Origin of the sequence: Psychrosphaera haliotis (assembly GCF_039523615.1) — a bacterium.
GTDB lineage: Bacteria > Pseudomonadota > Gammaproteobacteria > Enterobacterales > Alteromonadaceae > Psychrosphaera > Psychrosphaera haliotis.
This window is the reverse complement of the sequence record NZ_BAAAFQ010000010.1, coordinates 1-19,028: the sequence shown is the minus strand read 5'-3', so window position 1 is coordinate 19,028 and position 19,028 is coordinate 1. Positions and strand designations below refer to the sequence as shown.

General features: G+C 40.0%; 20 protein-coding genes. 10 read left to right on the top strand and 10 right to left on the bottom strand.

The window, feature by feature from the left end; translation table 11 throughout:
• Window positions 1–83: 83 nt before the first annotated feature.
• On the top strand, window positions 84–2,459 hold the full coding sequence (locus ABD009_RS12315) for a TonB-dependent receptor (protein ID WP_343825824.1): 2,376 nt from the start codon (window positions 84–86) through the stop codon (window positions 2,457–2,459).
• On the opposite strand, the gene ABD009_RS12310 is transcribed toward ABD009_RS12315, so the two are convergent.
• Complete coding sequence (locus ABD009_RS12310; RefSeq protein WP_155697103.1) at window positions 2,436–2,888, bottom strand: TIGR02444 family protein; 453 nt, start codon at window positions 2,886–2,888, stop codon at window positions 2,436–2,438. The two genes, ABD009_RS12315 and ABD009_RS12310, sit on opposite strands and share 24 nt — an antisense overlap.
• Complete coding sequence (locus tag ABD009_RS12305; protein ID WP_343825820.1) at window positions 2,872–4,788, bottom strand: ABC transporter ATP-binding protein; 1,917 nt, start codon at window positions 4,786–4,788, stop codon at window positions 2,872–2,874. The genes ABD009_RS12310 and ABD009_RS12305 overlap by 17 nt, the downstream gene beginning before the upstream one ends.
• Window positions 4,789–4,927: 139 nt before the next feature.
• Between ABD009_RS12305 and ABD009_RS12300 the strand changes: the two genes are divergently transcribed.
• Window positions 4,928–5,134 (top strand): YheV family putative zinc ribbon protein, encoded by a 207-nt coding sequence (locus ABD009_RS12300; RefSeq protein ID WP_155697105.1) that lies wholly within the window; start codon window positions 4,928–4,930, stop codon window positions 5,132–5,134.
• A gap of 51 nt (window positions 5,135–5,185) precedes the next feature.
• On the opposite strand, the gene ABD009_RS12295 is transcribed toward ABD009_RS12300, so the two are convergent.
• A complete protein-coding gene (locus tag ABD009_RS12295; protein WP_343825816.1) occupies window positions 5,186–5,413 on the bottom strand; it encodes a SlyX family protein in 228 nt (75 codons plus the stop codon).
• Complete coding sequence (locus tag ABD009_RS12290; RefSeq protein WP_343825814.1) at window positions 5,400–6,644, bottom strand: WD40 repeat domain-containing protein; 1,245 nt, start codon at window positions 6,642–6,644, stop codon at window positions 5,400–5,402. Before ABD009_RS12290 ends, ABD009_RS12295 begins: the two co-directional genes overlap by 14 nt.
• 131 nt (window positions 6,645–6,775) lie before the next feature.
• Here ABD009_RS12290 and fkpA point away from each other — a divergent pair, with 131 nt between their 5' ends.
• On the top strand, window positions 6,776–7,519 hold the full coding sequence (fkpA, locus tag ABD009_RS12285; protein ID WP_343825812.1) for an FKBP-type peptidyl-prolyl cis-trans isomerase: 744 nt from the start codon (window positions 6,776–6,778) through the stop codon (window positions 7,517–7,519).
• 62 nt (window positions 7,520–7,581) lie between these two features.
• Here the strand turns inward: fkpA and ABD009_RS12280 are convergent, their stop codons facing one another.
• Both ABD009_RS12280 and rsd read right to left on the bottom strand, forming a co-directional pair.
• Window positions 7,582–8,874, bottom strand: a complete 1,293-nt coding sequence (locus tag ABD009_RS12280) for a YfiM family lipoprotein (RefSeq protein WP_343825810.1) — start codon at window positions 8,872–8,874, stop codon at window positions 7,582–7,584.
• 119 nt (window positions 8,875–8,993) lie between these two features.
• Window positions 8,994–9,461 carry a sigma D regulator gene (rsd, locus tag ABD009_RS12275; protein WP_343825807.1) on the bottom strand — a complete coding sequence of 156 codons (468 nt, stop codon included), beginning with the start codon at window positions 9,459–9,461 and terminating at the stop codon, window positions 8,994–8,996.
• Between the two features lie 140 nt (window positions 9,462–9,601).
• Between rsd and nudC the strand changes: the two genes are divergently transcribed.
• Together nudC and hemE are read left to right on the top strand one after the other, a co-directional pair.
• Window positions 9,602–10,420, top strand: coding sequence for an NAD(+) diphosphatase (gene nudC / locus ABD009_RS12270; RefSeq protein WP_343825805.1), 819 nt, complete (start codon window positions 9,602–9,604; stop codon window positions 10,418–10,420).
• A 305-nt stretch (window positions 10,421–10,725) separates the two neighbouring features.
• Window positions 10,726–11,793 carry a uroporphyrinogen decarboxylase gene (hemE, locus tag ABD009_RS12265; RefSeq protein WP_343825802.1) on the top strand — a complete coding sequence of 356 codons (1,068 nt, stop codon included), beginning with the start codon at window positions 10,726–10,728 and terminating at the stop codon, window positions 11,791–11,793.
• A gap of 169 nt (window positions 11,794–11,962) precedes the next feature.
• Here hemE and sthA read toward each other — a convergent pair whose 3' ends face one another.
• Together sthA and ABD009_RS12255 are read right to left on the bottom strand one after the other, a co-directional pair.
• On the bottom strand, window positions 11,963–13,399 hold the full coding sequence (gene sthA, locus ABD009_RS12260; RefSeq protein ID WP_343825800.1) for a Si-specific NAD(P)(+) transhydrogenase: 1,437 nt from the start codon (window positions 13,397–13,399) through the stop codon (window positions 11,963–11,965).
• A 147-nt stretch (window positions 13,400–13,546) separates the two neighbouring features.
• The gene (locus ABD009_RS12255) at window positions 13,547–14,665 is read right to left on the bottom strand and encodes an acyl-CoA desaturase (RefSeq protein ID WP_343825797.1); all 1,119 of its coding nucleotides are present in this window, start codon (window positions 14,663–14,665) and stop codon (window positions 13,547–13,549) included.
• Between the two features lie 110 nt (window positions 14,666–14,775).
• Between ABD009_RS12255 and fabR the strand changes: the two genes are divergently transcribed.
• The 5 genes from fabR (at window position 14,776) to ABD009_RS12230 (ending at window position 16,907) form a co-directional block, all read left to right on the top strand.
• On the top strand, window positions 14,776–15,414 hold the full coding sequence (fabR, locus tag ABD009_RS12250) for an HTH-type transcriptional repressor FabR (protein ID WP_343825794.1): 639 nt from the start codon (window positions 14,776–14,778) through the stop codon (window positions 15,412–15,414).
• 230 nt (window positions 15,415–15,644) lie between these two features.
• Window positions 15,645–16,082, top strand: a complete 438-nt coding sequence (locus tag ABD009_RS12245) for a hypothetical protein (RefSeq protein ID WP_343825792.1) — start codon at window positions 15,645–15,647, stop codon at window positions 16,080–16,082.
• A 15-nt stretch (window positions 16,083–16,097) separates the two neighbouring features.
• The gene (locus ABD009_RS12240) at window positions 16,098–16,433 is read left to right on the top strand and encodes a helix-turn-helix domain-containing protein (RefSeq protein ID WP_343825790.1); all 336 of its coding nucleotides are present in this window, start codon (window positions 16,098–16,100) and stop codon (window positions 16,431–16,433) included.
• Entirely contained in the window at window positions 16,430–16,573 is a 144-nt protein-coding gene (locus ABD009_RS12235; RefSeq protein ID WP_343825788.1) for a hypothetical protein, read from the top strand. Before ABD009_RS12240 ends, ABD009_RS12235 begins: the two co-directional genes overlap by 4 nt.
• A 19-nt stretch (window positions 16,574–16,592) precedes the next feature.
• The gene (locus ABD009_RS12230) at window positions 16,593–16,907 is read left to right on the top strand and encodes a hypothetical protein (RefSeq protein WP_343825786.1); all 315 of its coding nucleotides are present in this window, start codon (window positions 16,593–16,595) and stop codon (window positions 16,905–16,907) included.
• A gap of 138 nt (window positions 16,908–17,045) precedes the next feature.
• Here ABD009_RS12230 and trmA read toward each other — a convergent pair whose 3' ends face one another.
• The gene (gene trmA, locus ABD009_RS12225; RefSeq protein WP_343825784.1) at window positions 17,046–18,143 is read right to left on the bottom strand and encodes a tRNA (uridine(54)-C5)-methyltransferase TrmA; all 1,098 of its coding nucleotides are present in this window, start codon (window positions 18,141–18,143) and stop codon (window positions 17,046–17,048) included.
• Between the two features lie 119 nt (window positions 18,144–18,262).
• Window positions 18,263–18,679 (bottom strand): RNA recognition motif domain-containing protein, encoded by a 417-nt coding sequence (locus ABD009_RS12220; protein WP_155697119.1) that lies wholly within the window; start codon window positions 18,677–18,679, stop codon window positions 18,263–18,265.
• Window positions 18,680–19,028 lie beyond the last annotated feature (349 nt).

The window sequence follows — 19,028 nt, the reverse complement described above, 5'->3', positions numbered from 1 at the left end:
AAAATTTTGAATATCATTCCATTTACATTGTTATGATATAGTGTATCATCGACTTACTTGATTCATTAGAAGAGAAATTTGTTGTGTCTTTTAGAAAGTTACTTTTATCTGGAGCGTCTGTTGCCAGTGCGTTAGTGGTGAGCTCAGCGCTTGCTGCCCATAATATTGAAGGTGTTGTTACCGACGGCAAAGGAAAGCCAATTTCCAATGCTAAAATTTCAGTTCACGGTAGCACTATTGTTCTTAAAACAGATGCCAATGGTCGCTTTAAAGTGATGGAGCAAGTGCAACATGCTGACGAGCTGCATATTGTTGCAGCGGGTTATAACCATGCCTCAGTAGGCTTATCGGAACAAACAAGCCTTTACAATATTGTATTGTCTCCTGCACTTATTGAACGAATTGACGTTACCGCTACGCCTTTGCATGGTTCAACATTAGAGTCTGCTACGCCAATTACTGTGCTGAGCGACGAAGAGTTAAAAAATAAACACGCGTCTACTTTAGGCGAAACGCTAAAAGGCGAGTTAGGTGTTCACTCTTCTTACTACGGCCCTGTTAGTAGCACACCAATTATTAGAGGCCTTGATGGCCCACGTGTATTAATAGCGCAAAACGGCTTAGATGTAGGCGATGCATCTAGAGTTGGTCCAGATCACGTAGTATCTACAGAAACCAGTACCGTTAAACAAATTGAAGTGTTACGTGGCCCTGCTACTTTATTCTATGGCAGTGGTGCTATTGGCGGCGTTGTAAATGTTGTTGATAATCGTGTTCCTAAAGCAATGGAAGAAAGTGCTGAAGTTCAATTGTCTTTTGGCGATGTAGCTGATGAATCTGAGTTTTCTGTTGCAGTAAATACAGGCATTGAAAATGCGATTGGTAGTAATGATATTGCCTTGCACGGAGATGGTTTTTATCGCGACAGCAGCGACTATAAAGTTCCAGGCAACCCTGAGTTACATGACGAGCATGATGAAGATCATGACGAAGATCACGATGACCATGACGAGCATGAGGAAGTTCACGGCTCACAACTGCTAGAAAATAGTGCTTCTCGCTCAAAAGGCTTTAACGTAGGCGCAAGCTTACTACTTGATAATGGTTTTGTTGGTATTTCTGTTGGTTACCTTGACCGTCTATACGGTATTCCTGGTCACGCTCATGCGCATGGCGAAGAGCATGATGAAGATCACGACGAGCATGAAGAAGACCACGATGAGCACGAAGAACACGACGAGCATGCCGAGGAAGGTTATGTGATGGGTGATATGCGCCAAACTCGTATTCAGATTGCTAGTGAGTTTAGTATTGCAAACTCTTGGGTTACGGGCATCAATACAAGGTTTGGTATTACAAATTATCAACACCAAGAGTTAGAGTTTGATGAATTTGGTGACTCAGAAGTGGGCACGCAGTTTAATAATGACGCTTGGGAATTACGCAGTGATTTATTACTCGCGGATATTAATGATTGGCACGGCGCATTGACGTTCGACATTAAGTCGTCTGACTTTGAAGCCATTGGTGAAGAAGCATTTACACCACCTTCAGAAACAAAATCATATGCCATTGGCTTATTGGAAGAAAAGCATTTTGACGATGTGTTGGTTCAATTAGGCGCAAGAGCGGAAAATGTTTCAATTGATTCAGACTTACATTCATTTGAATTCACGCCAGTAAGTTTGTCAGCTGGTTTGGTTTATGACTTTACCAGTGGATACAACTTTGCAGCGTCTTACACGCACTCTTCTAGAGCGCCATCTGCCGCTGAATTACTGTCTTACGGTGCACATATAGGCACTAACTCTTTTGAAATTGGTGCTATTTATAGCTCAGTTGATGGCAGCACAACGTATAACGAGTCTGCTATTGAAGAAGAAACGTCGAACAATATTGAGTTGAGCTTAAGAAAGTTTGAAGGCAATACTGGTTTTGTAATTAACGCGTTTTATAACGAAGTTGATGATTTTTACTATCAGGCCAATACGGGCGTAACTATAGATGAGTTAAACACGTACAAATACGAAGCTCGTAACGCTGAGTTTTACGGTGTTGAAGCACAATGGGTTTGGCAGGCGTCAAGCGACTTAAAAGTAACGCTGCAAGCGGATAGCATCAACGGTAAGTTGTCATCTGGCGAATATTTACCAAGAATTCCACCAGTACGTTTAGGCACTACGTTTAACTATGAAATGGAAAATACGGCGTTAGAGTTAAGTGTTATGCACAACTTTGAGCAGGATAAGGTAGCTGAACTAGAAACAGCAACCGATGCTTATACAATGGTGGACGTAAAAGTTAATCATTACATGACGGTGAATAACATAGATATGACGGTATTTGCGAAAATTAATAACGTATTTGATGAGGAAGCAAGAGTTCATACTAGCTTCCTGAAAAACGATACTTTATTGCCTAGCAGAGCATTTGTATTAGGATTCAGAGCTGCGTTTTAGTAGCGACTGATACCTTGCCCAGTTGTGAGGTGCGGCGATGTTAGATTGATACTCTGCCGCATCTCTATTCATCATATCGCAAAGTAAACTTTGCTCTTGTTGTTCAAATAGAAGCTCAGCCTCTAATAAGTGATGTCGAATATCTTCATACTTATGGATCTGGGCTTTTTGCTGTTTAAAGGTTTCTCGACTGACTCTAATAGTTTGGGTAAATTTTCGAGAAAATACACTGATTTGGTTATGCAACAAATCTAGTTCGGTATCACTAATCTGTATGGATAAATCGTCGCAGTATAAGCAGAACAGCGCCATGTTTACGTTGCCATCATAGCTATTTTGCCAACTAAGTAACTCGTTTTGAAGTTCATCTTGTTGATAGCTGGTAATGCTAAAGTGCCATAATTCTGCTGGCTCAATTAGATTCGTCATATTCACTCCTCATCACTTCCATTTGTTCTTCATATTCAAACCACTCCATCTCAATGTCGTCAAGCTCGCTTTTTAAGCTTGCTTGTTCGCTAAGTAATTGGTTTAAATCTGACTTTCTTGATTCGGTATAAAGTTCTGTATCGCCCATTGCTTCTTCAATTTCGCCCAATCGTTTGGTCATTTTTTCTTGCTGTAACACTAACTTATCGGCTTTTTTCTTTATTGGTGATAGGGCTTTTCTTAACTCAGCATCTTTGCGTTTTTGGTCTTTTTTGGCCATTGCAGAGTTAGCTTTGTCGTTTATCTCTTCTTTGTTTTGATTAGCCTGACGCTCTTGGTCTAAAAGCCAAGTATGGTAGTCATCTAAGTCGCCGTCAAATGGCGCTACTTGGCCGCTGTCTACTAAGTAAAGATCGTCGCAGGTAGACTTTAATAAGTGACGGTCATGGGCAATAAGTATCATGGCGCCTTCAAAACCTTGCAGCGCGATAGCCAACGCTTGACGCATTTCTATGTCTAAGTGGTTAGTTGGTTCGTCGAGCAGTAATAAGTTTGGTTTTTGAAAAACAATGAGGGCTAAAACTAACCGCGCTTTTTCGCCACCAGAAAAGTTATCAATTTTGTCTAATGCTTGGTCGCCATTAAAACCGTAACCGCCGAGGTAGTCTCTGGCCATTTGCTCTGTCATGGTATTGTCTAGTGCCTGAACATGATCGGCAGGACTTTGACCTAGTATTAGTGTGTCTAATTGGTGCTGTGCAAAATAGCCAATTCGTAAGTGTTTACTATGTTCAAATTCACCCGATAATGGCGGCAAGTCACGTGACAGTGTTTTTATTAGCGTGGATTTACCCGCACCATTTCGACCCAACAAGCCAATGCGACTGCCAGGTACTAGATTCATTCTAATTTTTGACAAAATTGCCGTATCGCCATAACCCGCAGCCACTTGATCCATTTTTATAATAGGATTTGGGATATTGGTTGCAGGTCTAAATTCAAAGTGAAATTGCGAATCAACATGCGCTGGGGCAATCTTTTCCATTCGTTCTAACATTTTCACACGGCTTTGCGCTTGTTTGGCTTTGGTGGCCTGCGCTTTAAATCGGTCGATAAACGACTGAATGTGCTTAATTTCAGTTTGTTGCTTTTCAAAGGTGGCTTGTTGTTGCGCTAGTTTTTCAGCACGTTGTGTTTCAAAGGTCGAATAGTTGCCGGTATAGCTATTTAGGCTGTTGTTCTCAACATGCAAAATGCCCTGACATATGTTGTCGATAAAGTCTCTGTCATGAGAAATAAGTAAAATGGTGCCTTCGTATCGGTTGAGCCATTTTTCTAACCAAATAACTGCATCTAAGTCCAAGTGGTTTGTTGGTTCGTCGAGCAGTAAACAGTCACTGTCTATCATTAGAGCTTGCGCTAAGTTAAGGCGCATTCGCCAACCACCGGAAAAGCTTTTAACTGGACGCTTTTGAGCTTCTGCATCAAAACCCAAGCCGTTAAGCATTTCGCCTGCACGAGCTGGAATGGTGTAGGCATTAATGGTTTCTAAGTCATGATGTATTTGCGCAATTTCATGACCATTATTGTCTTGTTCTGCTTTTGCTAGTGCATTTTGTAATTTGCAGTATTTTTCATGTCCGTCAATAACATACTCTAGTGCCGACTTGTCTAAGCCAGGCGTTTCTTGTTTTACCCAGGCAAGTTGCCATGCTTTTGGATAAGAAATTTCACCACCGTCGTTAGATAGTTCACCGCGGATCATATTAAATAGCGTTGACTTACCACAGCCGTTTGCACCAACAATACCAATTTTATGGCCTGGATAAATGGTGGCAGAGGCTTGTTGAAAAAGAACTTTATTGCCAAGTTGTAAGTCAAGTTGTGAAATTTGCAGCATAGAGAAAGTAAGGTTCCTAAAAAATTAACCATAGAATGGTATATCTTGCGTAACAAAACGTATACCCAAAGGGCGTGTTTTTTGTTTAAATACCGCGTCCTTCCGGTTATGGAAGTTGAATTTAGTTTTGGGTAGAAAAATGACACAAAAGAAAAAGCGTTTTATTGCAGGTGCAACGTGTCCTGAATGTAAAAGCATGGATACCATGATGTTGTTTATTGAGAACAACGTTGAAAAAGTTGAGTGTAAATCTTGTGGTCACCAAATGACTCAACCAGAAGGTGCTGTTCAAGGCGCAACCAGACAATTTGAACAAGTCATTGGTGTGTTTACGCCTGAAGACTAGCCTTTTGGCTAGCGTTGAATAATTTATTACTGATCAGTAATTTATTAGTGCTTAGTAATGTGGTGGAGGCGTTTCTTCCGACTGGTCCGCTACCGCAGAGCCCTTATCTTGGGTAATCTTTTGCGCAAGCAGTTCTATTTGTCTTTTAAGCGTCGCCTGCGACAAGTTCAGTGCAGTGATCTCAGCATTGAGCTGATCAATCGTATCTTCTTGAAACGATATTTGGCTTTCTAATGACTCAACTCGAGTAGTTAATTCTTGAAGTTTATCTGTGCTCACGAGCAATGTCCCATATTTCACTTAACCCAGCTGAGCTTTCGCTGATTACTTGGGTTTCATTATTTATAAAGCTGGCACTATACACTACCGCGCTTTGAGGGCGTGAGCCTTTCCTTGGTGTAACGTGCCATTGTTGCAGTTGTTTGCCTGTTTTTACATCCCACAGCGTTAATTGACGTGTAGGTGCGCCGGTTAATAACCACTTTCCATTTTCACTAAAGCGCGCACTTGAGAATATTTCTTGGCGATTAATAAAGTCGAGATTTGAAATAGCATTACCGGTTTTTAAGTCCCATATTCGAGCTTGTTTTTTACTGTCTGCGGTAAAGGCGTAACGCGCTTTTGGATCTAACGCGACGTGAATAACACGGCTGCTGTGTCTAAATTTATGCACCACTTGTCCGCTTGTCGTATCCCACAAGTAAGCAGCTTGGTCGCTTGAGCCAGTGAGCACATACTTACCATTAGGCGACATATCAATACTGTTTATTGCGTTGTTTATTTGTATTGCTTCGCCATTTTCATCGAGTAAGTCACGTTGATGGCCAAGGAATTCTAAACGACGACCGCTTTCTAAGGTGATGTGCGTAACCATGCCGTTGCTTTTACCAATAACAATGCTGTTACCGTTGTCAGAAACATCTACGGCTCTAATTGTCCCTAACATCATGCATTGTTCGCCGTTGCTCTCATTTACATTGATGCACTTGGTTCTGTCTAACACGGTTATTTGCGATGCTTTAGGCTCATCGGACGCTGGGTTATTTCGATTCACCCAAGCATTTGATGTGTCGTCTTTATTAATTTGAACTTTTGACTTTCGGACTTGCCAAAAGCCTGTGTTTTCGCCGGTGTTAATGTCCCACAAAGAGAAGTTATGTTTATCGGCGAGCACTGCATGTGAGTCATTGTCGGCAATGGCAATGGCAAAAATAACGTTGCTGTTGCTCATAATTGAGGTGCTTTCGCCCTCGTCAAAGGTAAGTGGCTTTTGCTCTATGTCATGCGACCATTGATATTTTGCGCCGTTAGCATTGAGATCCCACAAAGCTACCCCATGATATAAGGTAGAGACAACGGAGTATTGACCAGAATTTGAAATACTGGCCGCAAACGCGCCGGATTGAGCGTGATCAAACTGTTGCTTAGGTTTGTCACCTGCTGGTTGGCAACCACTTATTAACGTAGTCGCGATAATTACCATTGATGAAAAAAGATTTTTAACTCTCAAATTTAACCTCTATCTATTGGTCGCTGGTTTTTAGAGCGTTTTGGGGTTTTTCTTTACATTGATACTCGCTAGTATAGGCTACAACGAATTGAAAACTGTAGCATTAGATTTATAAGAATAATGGAGAGAACATGAATAAAGCAGTAAAAATAACTGCAATTGCAGCAGCAGTAGCACTTTTAGGTGCGTGTGGTAATGCAGAGAAAGCTCAAGTTAAAGTTGAGACTGATGCTGACAAACAGAGTTATGCGCTTGGTGCGTCTATGGGTCGTTATTTAAATAACAACTTAGAGAAAAATGGCGAGATTGGTATTGAGCTTAAAAAAGATTTGATTTTAGGCGGTATTGAAGACGCTCTATCTGACAAAGTTCAACTAAGCGACGAAGAAATTGAAACGGTTATGAATGCGCTAGAAGCAGACGTTCGTAAACGTGGCATGGAGCGTCAAAAAGAATTAACTGAAGCGGCGAAATCAGAAGGTACTGCGTTTTTAGCTGAAAATGCAAAGCGTAGCGAAGTGACTGTAACTGAGTCTGGTCTTCAGTATGAAGTATTACAAGAAGCGGAAGGCGAGAAGCCAGCTGCTGCTGACACGGTTACTGTTCATTATCACGGTACACTAATTGACGGTACTGTTTTTGACTCTTCTGTTGATCGTGGCGAGCAAATCAGCTTTGCACTTAATCGTGTTATCCCTGGTTGGACTGAAGGCCTTCAGTACATGAGCAAAGGCTCTAAGTACAAGTTCTACATTCCGTCTGAGCTAGGTTACGGCGCACGTGCGGCGGGTTCTATTCCAGCACATTCAGCGCTTATTTTTGAAGTTGAATTATTTGATATCCAAAAAGCACCTGAAGCACCTGCAACTAAGTAATTAATCATTGCGATTGCAGTTTGAATAAAAATATTAAGGCGCATTAAGCGCCTTTTTTATGCCTACTGGTAAAGCGGTAACTCGGTTATCCGATTATCTATAATGCGCTCAAGAACTTTATATTGTGCTGAGTGCTTGTTGCCGAGTTCTTGTTGGAATTGTATTGCTGACAAACCTTCTGGTAATTTGTTTATTTGCGGGAAAAATACCGCTTCTTCTTTTATGCCAGCTAACATTTGCTGTGCTTGTCTTGCTTTTTGTTCGCTGTAAACCACAAACTGGCTAAAGCTGAGTCCGGCTTTATCAGCTGCAAGGTCTGCAAAACTATAACCACTGCCACCTTCGTTTGCATCATACAGTTCTTTTATTTCGCCAATGTTTAGCCCTATTTGTTTACCACCTAATTGTTCAAGAATGGCTGAGTATAAAAAGTGCAAACTTAAGTCTTGGCGCGTTCGTAGAACTGGCGTTTGATTTGGCTTTATAGTGCTAGGCATTGATAACCCGGCTATTTTTGCGAAACGACGATTACCAAAATAGGTGGCCAGTGCCCAGAGGGCGTGACGGTTTTCACGAACAGCACTTAACGAAGGCTGAGCTATCATGTTGCTTCTGGCTTTTTCAAACAATAGGCCAATGAAATAGGCAAGCTGATTGCTGTTGTTTTTGTTATTTTCCAGCACGCTTATATATTCGTAAAACTTATCCGTATTAAACTTGGAGCCAACGGCAAAATCCGTGGCTTGTTGTTTGATTGAGTTTAAAGACTCTCTTACTTTGGTGATTAACAAAGGAGGCCTACTGGCGCTCAATGCCAATGCATTCGGCTGAATACTAAATTGCTCAAATAGATGTTGAGCAAGCTGCGCAGAATCGCTAGGTAAGTAATGTTTTAACGCGCCAAATAATAATGGTTCAGCAATAAACTGCGGAATGGGTATGCTGCCTAATTTACAGTGCTCTACGGAAAACTTTGAATCTTGTTGTGACATTGAACAGTAGGCGTTGATATAAAAGTCTTGCTGCTGAATTTTAAATAGCTGACTTAGGTTATAACTGACTGCGGTAGTAAAAGTTTGAGCTGAAATATAGTTTTCAAAATTGGCATTGTTAATCGTATGAGCGGCTAAATCTGATAGAGCGTCCAGTTCAGTTTGGTACAAAACGATGTTGATATGAGCAGACTCTTTTTTGAGCTCAGTTAGTAGGCGCTGTAGAGAGTGCTTTGCTGCCGCAACTTGAATAGGTGTTAATGTTTGGTTAGTGAGTGTGATGGGTTTTAATGAAATTGCTGCGATAACAATGAGCAATACAAAAAACACGCAAACGCTAAACAGTTTGAGCAAGAACTTCATTTTAAGCGCAATTATCCATTAATGAGTATTGCCTGTATTTTACGTTACTAGGTTAATAATAAATAGCCTTGTATCGCCCCAATGATAGATTGAGGCAGGGTTTATAAGTTAACCTTGGTTTAGCTATGTTTACTGTAAAGAATATGAATAAGCTCGTCTTCAAATTCCATGCGCTGTTCTAATGTTTTACCTAGTTCAGATAGGTCATAGTCAAAGGTTGTTAATTCTTTGTCTGAAGGCAAGTTGGCGTACTTATCATTAAAATCAACAAGCGACTCCGTCGTTTCTGTAATTAATGGATACACTCTTTCTGCTAGCTCGGCGCTGTTTTTGCCATGTTCAGTACATTGATTAACAATATTGTCGTAAATTTCAAAATGACCAGCTGATAAGTAATCGATCATTATTTGGCAAAAGTTAGTGATGGCTCCATGATCAGGAAGCGAGTTTTTATTTGACTCAAAAGGTGGAAGACCCGCTAGCTGACAATACTTCACAAGCAAGTCTTGTCGCTCCGCTAACCATGAATCGATAGCCGTGTTAGCGCCGCCATATTTTTGTTCTGATTGTTCCTGCCGAGTTAACATTTTTTGTCTTCCTCTTTGAAAGTACTGTTGTTTTCCGTATGTTATTCAAAATTATAAGACATAAATTTAGATTTAGCATAACGAAAGTTCGATGTTTCGGTTTACACTAGTATTCATTGGTTTTTAACCGCGAAGGAACAATGATGATTCAACACAGTATTCCATTTTCAACAGAATTAGAAGGCTGGTGGTGCGTTATTTCAAGTCACCAAATTTATTTGCCTGCACCAAGAAACAAAATTCCTTTTGGGCGGCTTGATGATCTTGCTATAAATCTAGCTAAGCCAGAGGTTGTTCATAAAATTGGTGAGTATGAAGGTGAGCCTGTTTACACCATTAGCTTTGATGAAATAGCACAGGCTAGTCAAGAGGAGCAGCTTGATGAGTTTGTTGGTCTTAGGAATGTATTGTTTGAGCAAAACGAACTTTTTGAATTTGCGGCTAGAGCCTATCAAGTTCAGTTATTTTTAAAGACCCATCAATACTGTGGACAGTGTGGCGGTCCTATGAAAATTATTGACTGGGAATTGGCTACACAGTGCGATCCATGTAAGCACCGCTGTTACCCTCGCATTTCGCCCGTTATCATTGTTGCTATTCGCAAAGGCTCAAAGATTTTGTTAGCTAAACATACACGCACGGCGTCAACCTTGTTTAGTGTATTGGCTGGTTTTGTAGAAAGCGGAGAAACGTTAGAGCAAGCGGTTCATCGTGAAGTGATGGAAGAAGTGGGTATTAAAGTTAAAAATATCAAATATGTGAAAAGTCAGCCTTGGCCTTTTCCTCATTCGTTGATGTGTGGTTTTGTTGCTGAGTATGACTCAGGCGAATTAAATATTTGTGATGACGAGATTGCGGAAGCTGATTGGTTTGAATTTGACGACTTGCCACAAACTCCGCCAGCAAAAACCATATCAGGTCAGCTTATTGAATTTACAAAGAAGTTAGTTAGAAGGTAGCAGAAAAGAAAAAACCACTCCTAAGAGTGGCCGAATTTTTCTAGCGCGTGAGCTCATTTAAATGAGTTTTATTATGGTTTTTCTTGAGCGCAGAGTAGTTATAGCACCAGCTAGATCAGTGTGCAAGAAATAACCTATGATTGATTTAGAATAAAAAAATGAATTTTTATACACTTTCATTCTATGGAGACAATCCGTGCATTCTGGTAGAATCCCGCCTAGAAAATTTAGCGTTAACCTCTATGGTTAATAAACTCGTTGAGTTGTAGTAGATAGTTGCTATTCAGTTTAAAAGAGAATAATTAATGTCAGAATTAAAGAACGATCGTTATTTACGTGCCTTAATGCAAGAGCCTGTAGACAGAACACCAGTATGGATGATGCGCCAAGCGGGACGCTATTTACCTGAGTACAGAGCGACTCGTGCTGTGGCTGGCGACTTTATGTCTTTGTGTAAAAACGCAGAGCTAGCATGTGAAGTTACTATGCAACCGTTGCGTCGTTACCCGTTAGATGCGGCTATTCTGTTTTCTGACATTTTAACCATTCCTGATGCAATGGGTTTAGGCCTTTATTTTGAAACAGGCGAAGGCCCACGTTTTGAAAACCCAATTCGTTCAAAGGCAGACATTGATAAGTTACCAATCCCAGACCCAGAAGGTGAATTACAATATGTAATGAATGCGGTTCGTACTATTCGTAAAGAATTAAACGGATCAGTACCTTTAATTGGTTTTTCTGGTAGCCCTTGGACACTGGCGACGTACATGGTTGAAGGTAGCGGTACTAAAACCTTCTCTAAAGTAAAAGGCATGATGTATTCAGAGCCTAAGATGATGCACCAATTGCTTGATAAGGTAGCGGATTCAGTAACAAGCTATTTGAATGCTCAGATTGCCGCTGGTGCGCAATCAGTTATGATTTTTGATACTTGGGGTGGTGTATTAACGCCGCGTGACTACGAAGAGTTTTCACTAAACTACATGAGCAAAATCATTGATGGTTTAACACGTGAAAATGAAGGCCGTAAAGTGCCAGTGACGCTATTTACTAAAAATGGCGGTCAGTGGTTAGAAAAAATGGCAGCAACGGGTTGTGATGCGTTAGGTTTAGACTGGACGATCAATATTGCTGAAGCACGTGATCGTGTAGGTAGTAAGGTTGCACTTCAAGGTAACATGGACCCTTCAATGTTATACGCAACGCCAGATCGTATTCGCCAAGAAGTACAAACCATTCTTGCTGATTATGGTGACAAAGGCACAGGCCACGTATTTAACTTAGGTCACGGTATTACACCTGAAGTGACACCTGAAAATGCTGGCGCATTTATTAATGCCGTTGTGGATTACAGCCCTAAATATCACAAATAAACTAGATCTGTAACAAGTAAAAAAATTCACTAGCAAGCGAACAAATTTACTAGCAAGTTAACAATAAGTAGCTTGCTACCTTTGTTTGTAATGTGATTGCAGATGATACAGATACAAAAAAAGCGCTTTGGATTAAACCTTAGCGCTTTTTTATTGCATAAAATTAAGTTTAGAACAGTCGGTTCAAACCATTAAGAGCTGCTACTCGGTACGCTTCTGCCATTGTTGGGTAGTTAAACGTAGTATGAATAAAGTACTCAATGGTATTGGCTTTGCCTTTTTGCTGCATTATGGCTTGGCCAATGTGAATGATTTCTGCAGCTTGCTCACCAAAACAGTGAATGCCAAGAATTTCTTTAGTATCACAATGGAATAGAATTTTTAAGCCACCAACTGGTGTTGCGCCAATTTGAGCACGAGCTAAGTGTTTAAATGACGAACGGCCTACTTCATATGGAATTTTAGCGGCAGTTAACTCTTGTTCTGTTTTACCTACTGAAGACATTTCAGGAATAGTGTAAATACCCGTTGGGATATCTTCAATTAACTGTCCTTCAGTTGGTAGGTTAAGCATATACTCTGCTGCAATTCGACCTTGGTCATAAGCGGCACTCGCTAAGCTTGGGTAACCAATAACATCACCTACAGCAAATACATTGTCTGCTGATGTTTTGTATGTTGAATCTACCGCTAAACATCCACGTGAGTTGGCTTCTAAGTTCACAGCTGGAAGATTTAGTGAATCAGTATTACCCGTTCTACCATTAGCGAATAAAATACAATCGGCTTTCATGCGCTTGCCAGATTTCAGTGTCATGATCACACCGTCTTCTTGAGCGTCAATTTTGTCGTACTCTTCACCGTGACGAATAACGATACCGCTATTCCAGAAGTGGTAGCTTAGTGAATCGGTCATTTCAGCATCCATGAACGACAATAGGCGATCACGGGTGTTGATCAAGTCAACTTTACAGCCCAAACCACGGAATATTGAAGCGTACTCACAACCAATAACGCCGGCACCATAGATGATGATGTTTTTTGGTTGGTGCTTAAGCGACAAAATAGTATCTGAGTCGTAAACACGAGGGTGTTTAAAGTCTACGTCTACAGGATTATATGGGCGAGAACCGGTCGCGATAACGAAGCTTTCTGCAGTTAAGTGCTCAATAGAGCCATCAAGCATTACAATTTTCAGTGTGTTTTTGTCTACAAACGACGCGGTGCCATGAATGATGTCTACTTCGTTACGGTTATAAAAGCCGCCGCGTAATCTAACTTGGTCACGTATTACTTTAGTGGTGTGCTCTAAAATATTTTCAAATGTTAAAGACGCTGCTTTTTCGCTTTTGTTAAATAGTGGGTTGCTATTATATTCAATTAGGCGACTAACAGAATGACGAAGGGCTTTAGAAGGGATTGTTCCCCAGTGAGTACAACCACCACCAACTTGTGTGTGCTTTTCGATAACAGCAACGCGTTTACCTGCTTTAGTCAGGTTCATTGCTGCACCTTCACCACCAGGGCCAGTACCGATTACAACCGTGTCGTAATCAAACGATTGTGTTTTTTTATCTACTTGGTTTTTTTGTTTTTTATTGCTCACAAATACACCCTTGTCGCTTCAACATAAAAGGAATGATGTTCAATCATCTAATTCTTGTAAGTTTAACAAAGAATTAAAACTTAGAGAATTATTCATTTTAGTAAAAGTTTTGTATTTATGTAGGTATTTTAACGTCAATAAGCCTATTTAAGCGGGAAGTTCATTTATTAATGCCTGCCACTGTTGTTGACGTTGGTTTATATTGGCCTTTAAAAGTTCGTAATTTGTTTTCAGTTCTGCAAGTGCGGCGTCAGATATAGCCTGTTTCTTAGCAGCTAAGTATGTTCCCTTTATCTCTACGAAATGCTTAAACTCTTCAACAAGATGCTGATACTCTTCTTCTAATTGGCTTAATACCTCGGATTTACCCGGCAAATTTAATAAAGCCTGTTTAGCTCTTTGTTTTTGCATTTTCCACTTGGCCGCTTTTATTTTTTCTTCAGGCACGGTACGTAGGTTTGACGTTAGGCCAATAACATTCATTGCTTTGATAAACCATTTAGTTGGATCGAAATGCCACCAACGAATGCCATTTCTATAATCGTTTTCAAATATGTGATGATAATTGTGATAACCCTCGCCATAGGTGATGAAGGCAAGGAGGCCGTTGTCTTTAGCCGTATTTTTATCTGTGTACGGCTGTTTGCCCCAAATGTGAGCCAGAGAATTGATAAAGAATGTAAAGTGGTGGCTTAATACGAGTCGTAATACACCTACCGTTAATAACATGCCCCAGATGTCGTTATAAATAACGCCTAAAAGAATAGGAATACCAAAGTTCAGCGCCAACGCTAATACTAAGTAGTATTTGTGCTGCCACATGACTATCTTGTTCTTCTGTAAATCACGACAGTTGCTATAGTCGTTGTATCGTTCTGGCTGGTAGCTTCGTAACATCCAACCAATATGGCTAAACCAAAAGCCTTTTTTCGCTGAGTAGGGGTCTTTATCATTTTGGTCAACAAACTTATGATGTATTCTGTGATCAGAAGACCAATGTAATGCGCTGTTTTGTAATGCAAATGCACCGCCTAATGCTAATACAAACTGAATAGCTGGGTGTGCTTCGTAAGTTCTGTGTGACCATAGTCTATGGTATCCAACAGTAATAGACATACCTGCAAAACCTAGCGAAACAATAGTGGCAACAAGGTGCTCGGTTTGATAACCAAAATGGTAGCCATATAAAGGAACACCTATAATCGCAATTAGAAATGTAGATAAAAAGATGAGGACGTTGGTCCAGATAATAGGTGGTTTTGACATTATTAATACTCGGCATACATGTGTACGCAGAGTTTAGAATACTGGCAGATAAAATCAATAACAGAGTTGAATAGACACTAAAGTGCGAACATTCAGAATTTAGGTAACGTATGACAACAATAAATGGTCAAGAACTAGTGAGAACCAGAGCTCAACAAAAAGAGCAAACTCGACGAGCAATTGTTGATGCCGCGTTTAGGATGTTAAGTCCTGATCAAAGTTTTGCGAATTTAAGTTTGCGAGAAGTTGCACGGGAAGCCGGGATCGCGCCGACCTCTTTTTATCGCCATTTTAAAGATATGGATGAGTTAGGTTTAACGCTGGTGGATGAAGCCGGTTTAATGCTCAGACAATTAATGCGTCAAGCACGTGCTCGCATTGATAAAGGCAAAGGCAGTGTAGTGCAAACGTCAATTTCTACCTTTATGGAGTTTGTGGAAATTAATGGTAATGAGTTTAGGCTTTTACTTCGTGAGCGTTCCGGTACTTCTAAGGCATTTAGGTTAGCGGTAAACCGAGAAATTCAGCACTTTGTTGAGGAGTTAACGGAATACATTCAAACCAAAACAAATTCGAATCATCAAGACGCATTATATGAAGCTGATGCCTTGGTGACGATTGTATTTAATGCCGGCGCAGAAGCATTAGATTTAAGCCAGGAAAAGCGAGAATTATTGTCAATAAAAGTGGTTCGCCAAATGCGCTTTATTGCAAAAGGCTCCGAGTCCATGCGACACGTGAAAAACTAGACGTCTGGTTTTACGTTTAATTCCATTTGATTAAAAATAGAGATGATTAGAAGCAAAGCCAGTCAGTATAAGGCTTTCAAAGATGTGACACCTCACTGTCATATTGTGACACTAACCACAGACATATGACAAAACGTATGACTGTCCTGTTGGTGTCGTCACAGGTTTAGGAAATATTTGTTTTACTGAGTCCCACATTGAGTAACACAAATACATTAAGGATTTTGAAAATGACTTCGGAAAAAGATAATAACAATAGTGTAGAGAAGCTGTCGGGAATGACTCTGCTTTCAGACGGTTTTAGGTTTGAATTTAAAATTGATGGCCATGAAGTTGAAGCTTGGGGTTCAGGTAAATCGGGAAAAGAGTCGGTTACATTTGATGGCACTTTAGTATCAGAAAAGCGTAGTTTAAGACGAAAGTCAGTGCATTCTTTTGAGCATCAAGGCGTATTGTTTGAGGTTGAGTTTAATATGGTAAACATGCTGAAATCAGAATTACACTGCTCACTAATTAAAGACGGTGTACATGTAGAAACTCGAAAAGTGATGCCAAAAGCGACCTCTTCTAAAAGTGAATTTATTAAAGGCTTCATTACTTCGTTTGCCATTGGCGGAGTATGCGGGTTTGTTGGCATGTTAATAATCTTACAATTTTTTGATAAGTAACTCTGGGGGTTTAAAATGGATATAAATGCAGAGTTAATCAAAACAAAAAGAACGAGTCAGAGCTGGACTCAACAACATTTAGCAGATGCTTGCGGCGTAAGTTTACGAACCATTCAGCGTGTTGAGCGTTATGGCAATGCATCAAATGAAACGGTAATGGCGCTGGCTTCTGTTTTTGAAATTCAACAAGCAGACATTATTGTGCCAGAAACACCAGTGATTGAGATGGAGCTGGTAACAGATGAAGGCAGCAAAAAATTAGAAAAAATAATACAGTTCATATTCACTCTATCCTCTGGAATTATGATTGGAGCAGCGTTAGTAGTGTTTTTTACTAAGGATGTAGTATGAAACAGTTACTAGACAGTAAAGAGTATAAATCTGTATGGGATGAGCCCGGCGTTTTGCCATTGGCGACCATTGTAGGGGCAGCTTATTTGTTTGGATTAGGTGTTTCAATTGGCAGCGCTTTGGGTAAGTTTTTAGCATAAGCAAAATTAAGGATTAGATATGTTTAGTAAAGAGTTTGTATTTAATGTGAAAGGTAAAGAAGTTCGTATTTGCAACAACTGGATAAGAGGCATCAAGCTTTATGTAGATGGAGACTTTAAAGACGAAGATAAAAGGTTATTTGCGTTTTCAGGTAAAACGCTATTAAGCGCAAATTTAGGCGAGGGTGTTATTTTAGAGGTTGTGCCTGTGTCTGCTACCTTTACCGTTGAGATGGATGCATATTTGCGAGAAGGTCAAACAAGAACATTAGCTTATAGCTCTTATCAGAGGTTGTCGTTAAAAGAACAACGAGCTAGTGGAGATGCAGCGTAAAGCTTTTAATTAAAGCATCATTATTACAGTACTAAGCTAAAGCGTTAGGCCGAAGTATGTTTTCGAGAATAGCCCACCAAGCATAATCACTTGAGTGGGCTTTTTTATCGATGGTTAAGGCGAAGACTTAGAGGCGTACTAAGACTTAGCCGTAAGAACAACGCCGCATTCTAAATGATCGGTATATGGGAATTGATCAAACACAGCAAACTTTGAAACTTCGTGTGTTTTACTAAACTCTAATAAGTTGTCGTGCAGAGTATTAGGGTTACACGATATATAAATGATGGTTTCGTATTGTTGCACCATTTTAACCGTATCATCGTCTAAACCGGCTCTTGGTGGATCAACTAATATTGTATTGCAGTTATAACTCTTTAAGTCGATACCTTCTAATCGATTAAATGTACGTACGCCATTCATCGCCTCGGTAAAGTCTTCTGCTGACATTCTTATAATATCAACATTATCTATTTTGTTTGCCTCTATATTATATTGAGCCGCTTGAACTGAGGTTTTAGATATCTCGGTAGCTAATACACGATCAAACTTATCGGCTAATGCGAGTGAGAAGTTACCTGCACCACAATACAGCTCTAATAGATCACCAGTATATGGCTTTGCGTTTTTAGCCCACGTTAACATGTCTTCGCATAACTTGGCGTTTGGCTGGGTAAAACTGTTTTCTACCTGCTTATATATGTATGGTTTTCCGTCAACTTTAAGTTCTTCTATTAAGTAGTCTCTATCTAAAATAACTTTTTGTTTACGCGCTCGGCCTACAAAATCAATTTTATACTTTTTAGATAGGCTTTCTTTTAGCGCTTTACACGCTTCGATCCATTCATCGTCAAGTTGCTTGTGATATAGCAAGCTTACTAATACTTCACCTGTTAGCGTTGATAGGTAGTCTATTTGGAATAGTTTACGTCTTAAGACCTCGTTAGGTCTCAGCGCATCCATGATATCAACCATGACGTTGTTAATTAGTTCACTTGCTGGTGGGAAGTGATCAATGCGGATCTTTTCTTTCGTCTCTTTATCAAACATGATGTGAAACAGATCGTCACCGTCGTGCCAAACTCGAAACTCTGAACGCATACGGTAGTGCAATGTTGGAGACTTATACACATCTATAGAAGGAATAGAGAACTGCTTAAACTGTTCATTAACTAAGTTGATCTTGTTATCTAATAAAGAGTCGTATTGTTCTGGTTGGATCGAGCTTAAAGGCATAGTAGTGGATTCACAATAATGGACATAATGATGCATTTTACTCAAAAATTGACTAAAACACTAAATTTGGCAATAAAAAAGGCCGCATAAGCGACCTTTTTCTATTAGATAAGTGTTATTTACTTGTCATTTGCTAAACGTACTTTAAGCATACGTTCTTGAAACTCAAAGTCATTTAAAGTATCGATCACTTTCTGGCTATCTGCTGCTGCGATCTCAACAAAACCGAAACCACGACGTTTGCCTGTTTGCTTATCTCTTAATAAGCGCACAGAGAATACTGTACCGTACTCACTGAAAAGTTCACGAACACTTCCTTCGTTTGCACGATAAGGAAGGTTACCTACGTATAAAGTTGTTGTGTTTGCTGCTTGCTCTTCAGAAGAGCCAGTAAATGAACCAGCTAGGCCAGCTACTACTGCACCTATTGCAAACGCAGCTGCTGCAGGGACTGCAGAGCCAACAAAATGAAAAAGAACCGCACCGATAACTGCTACTACTATAGACGGTACGAATACCGAAGAATTAAAAGACATATTCCATACTCTCAAAAAATTTTTAAAAAACATAAATGTAAACACGTGATCGTTCACGTACCGCCTATACTATTACCTACAGAAGGATTTACAAGTTATTTCTTGTTCATAATTTAACAGAATGATCCAAAAAATATCCAGATCGAACAAGAACTGTTCAAACGATCTAAAAAGATCGGATTTATTGCAATTAGCACTTGCGCTGAAACGAAAAGTCTCTAAAATGCGTCCTCGTTGTCAGGGAGACATCAAACGGCTTGAAACGTAAAGTGAAGGTGGTTTGGATTGACTCAAAACGGTTTAGAAAACTTTCTCAAAACATTGAAAAAGATTTACTAAAAACGTTGAC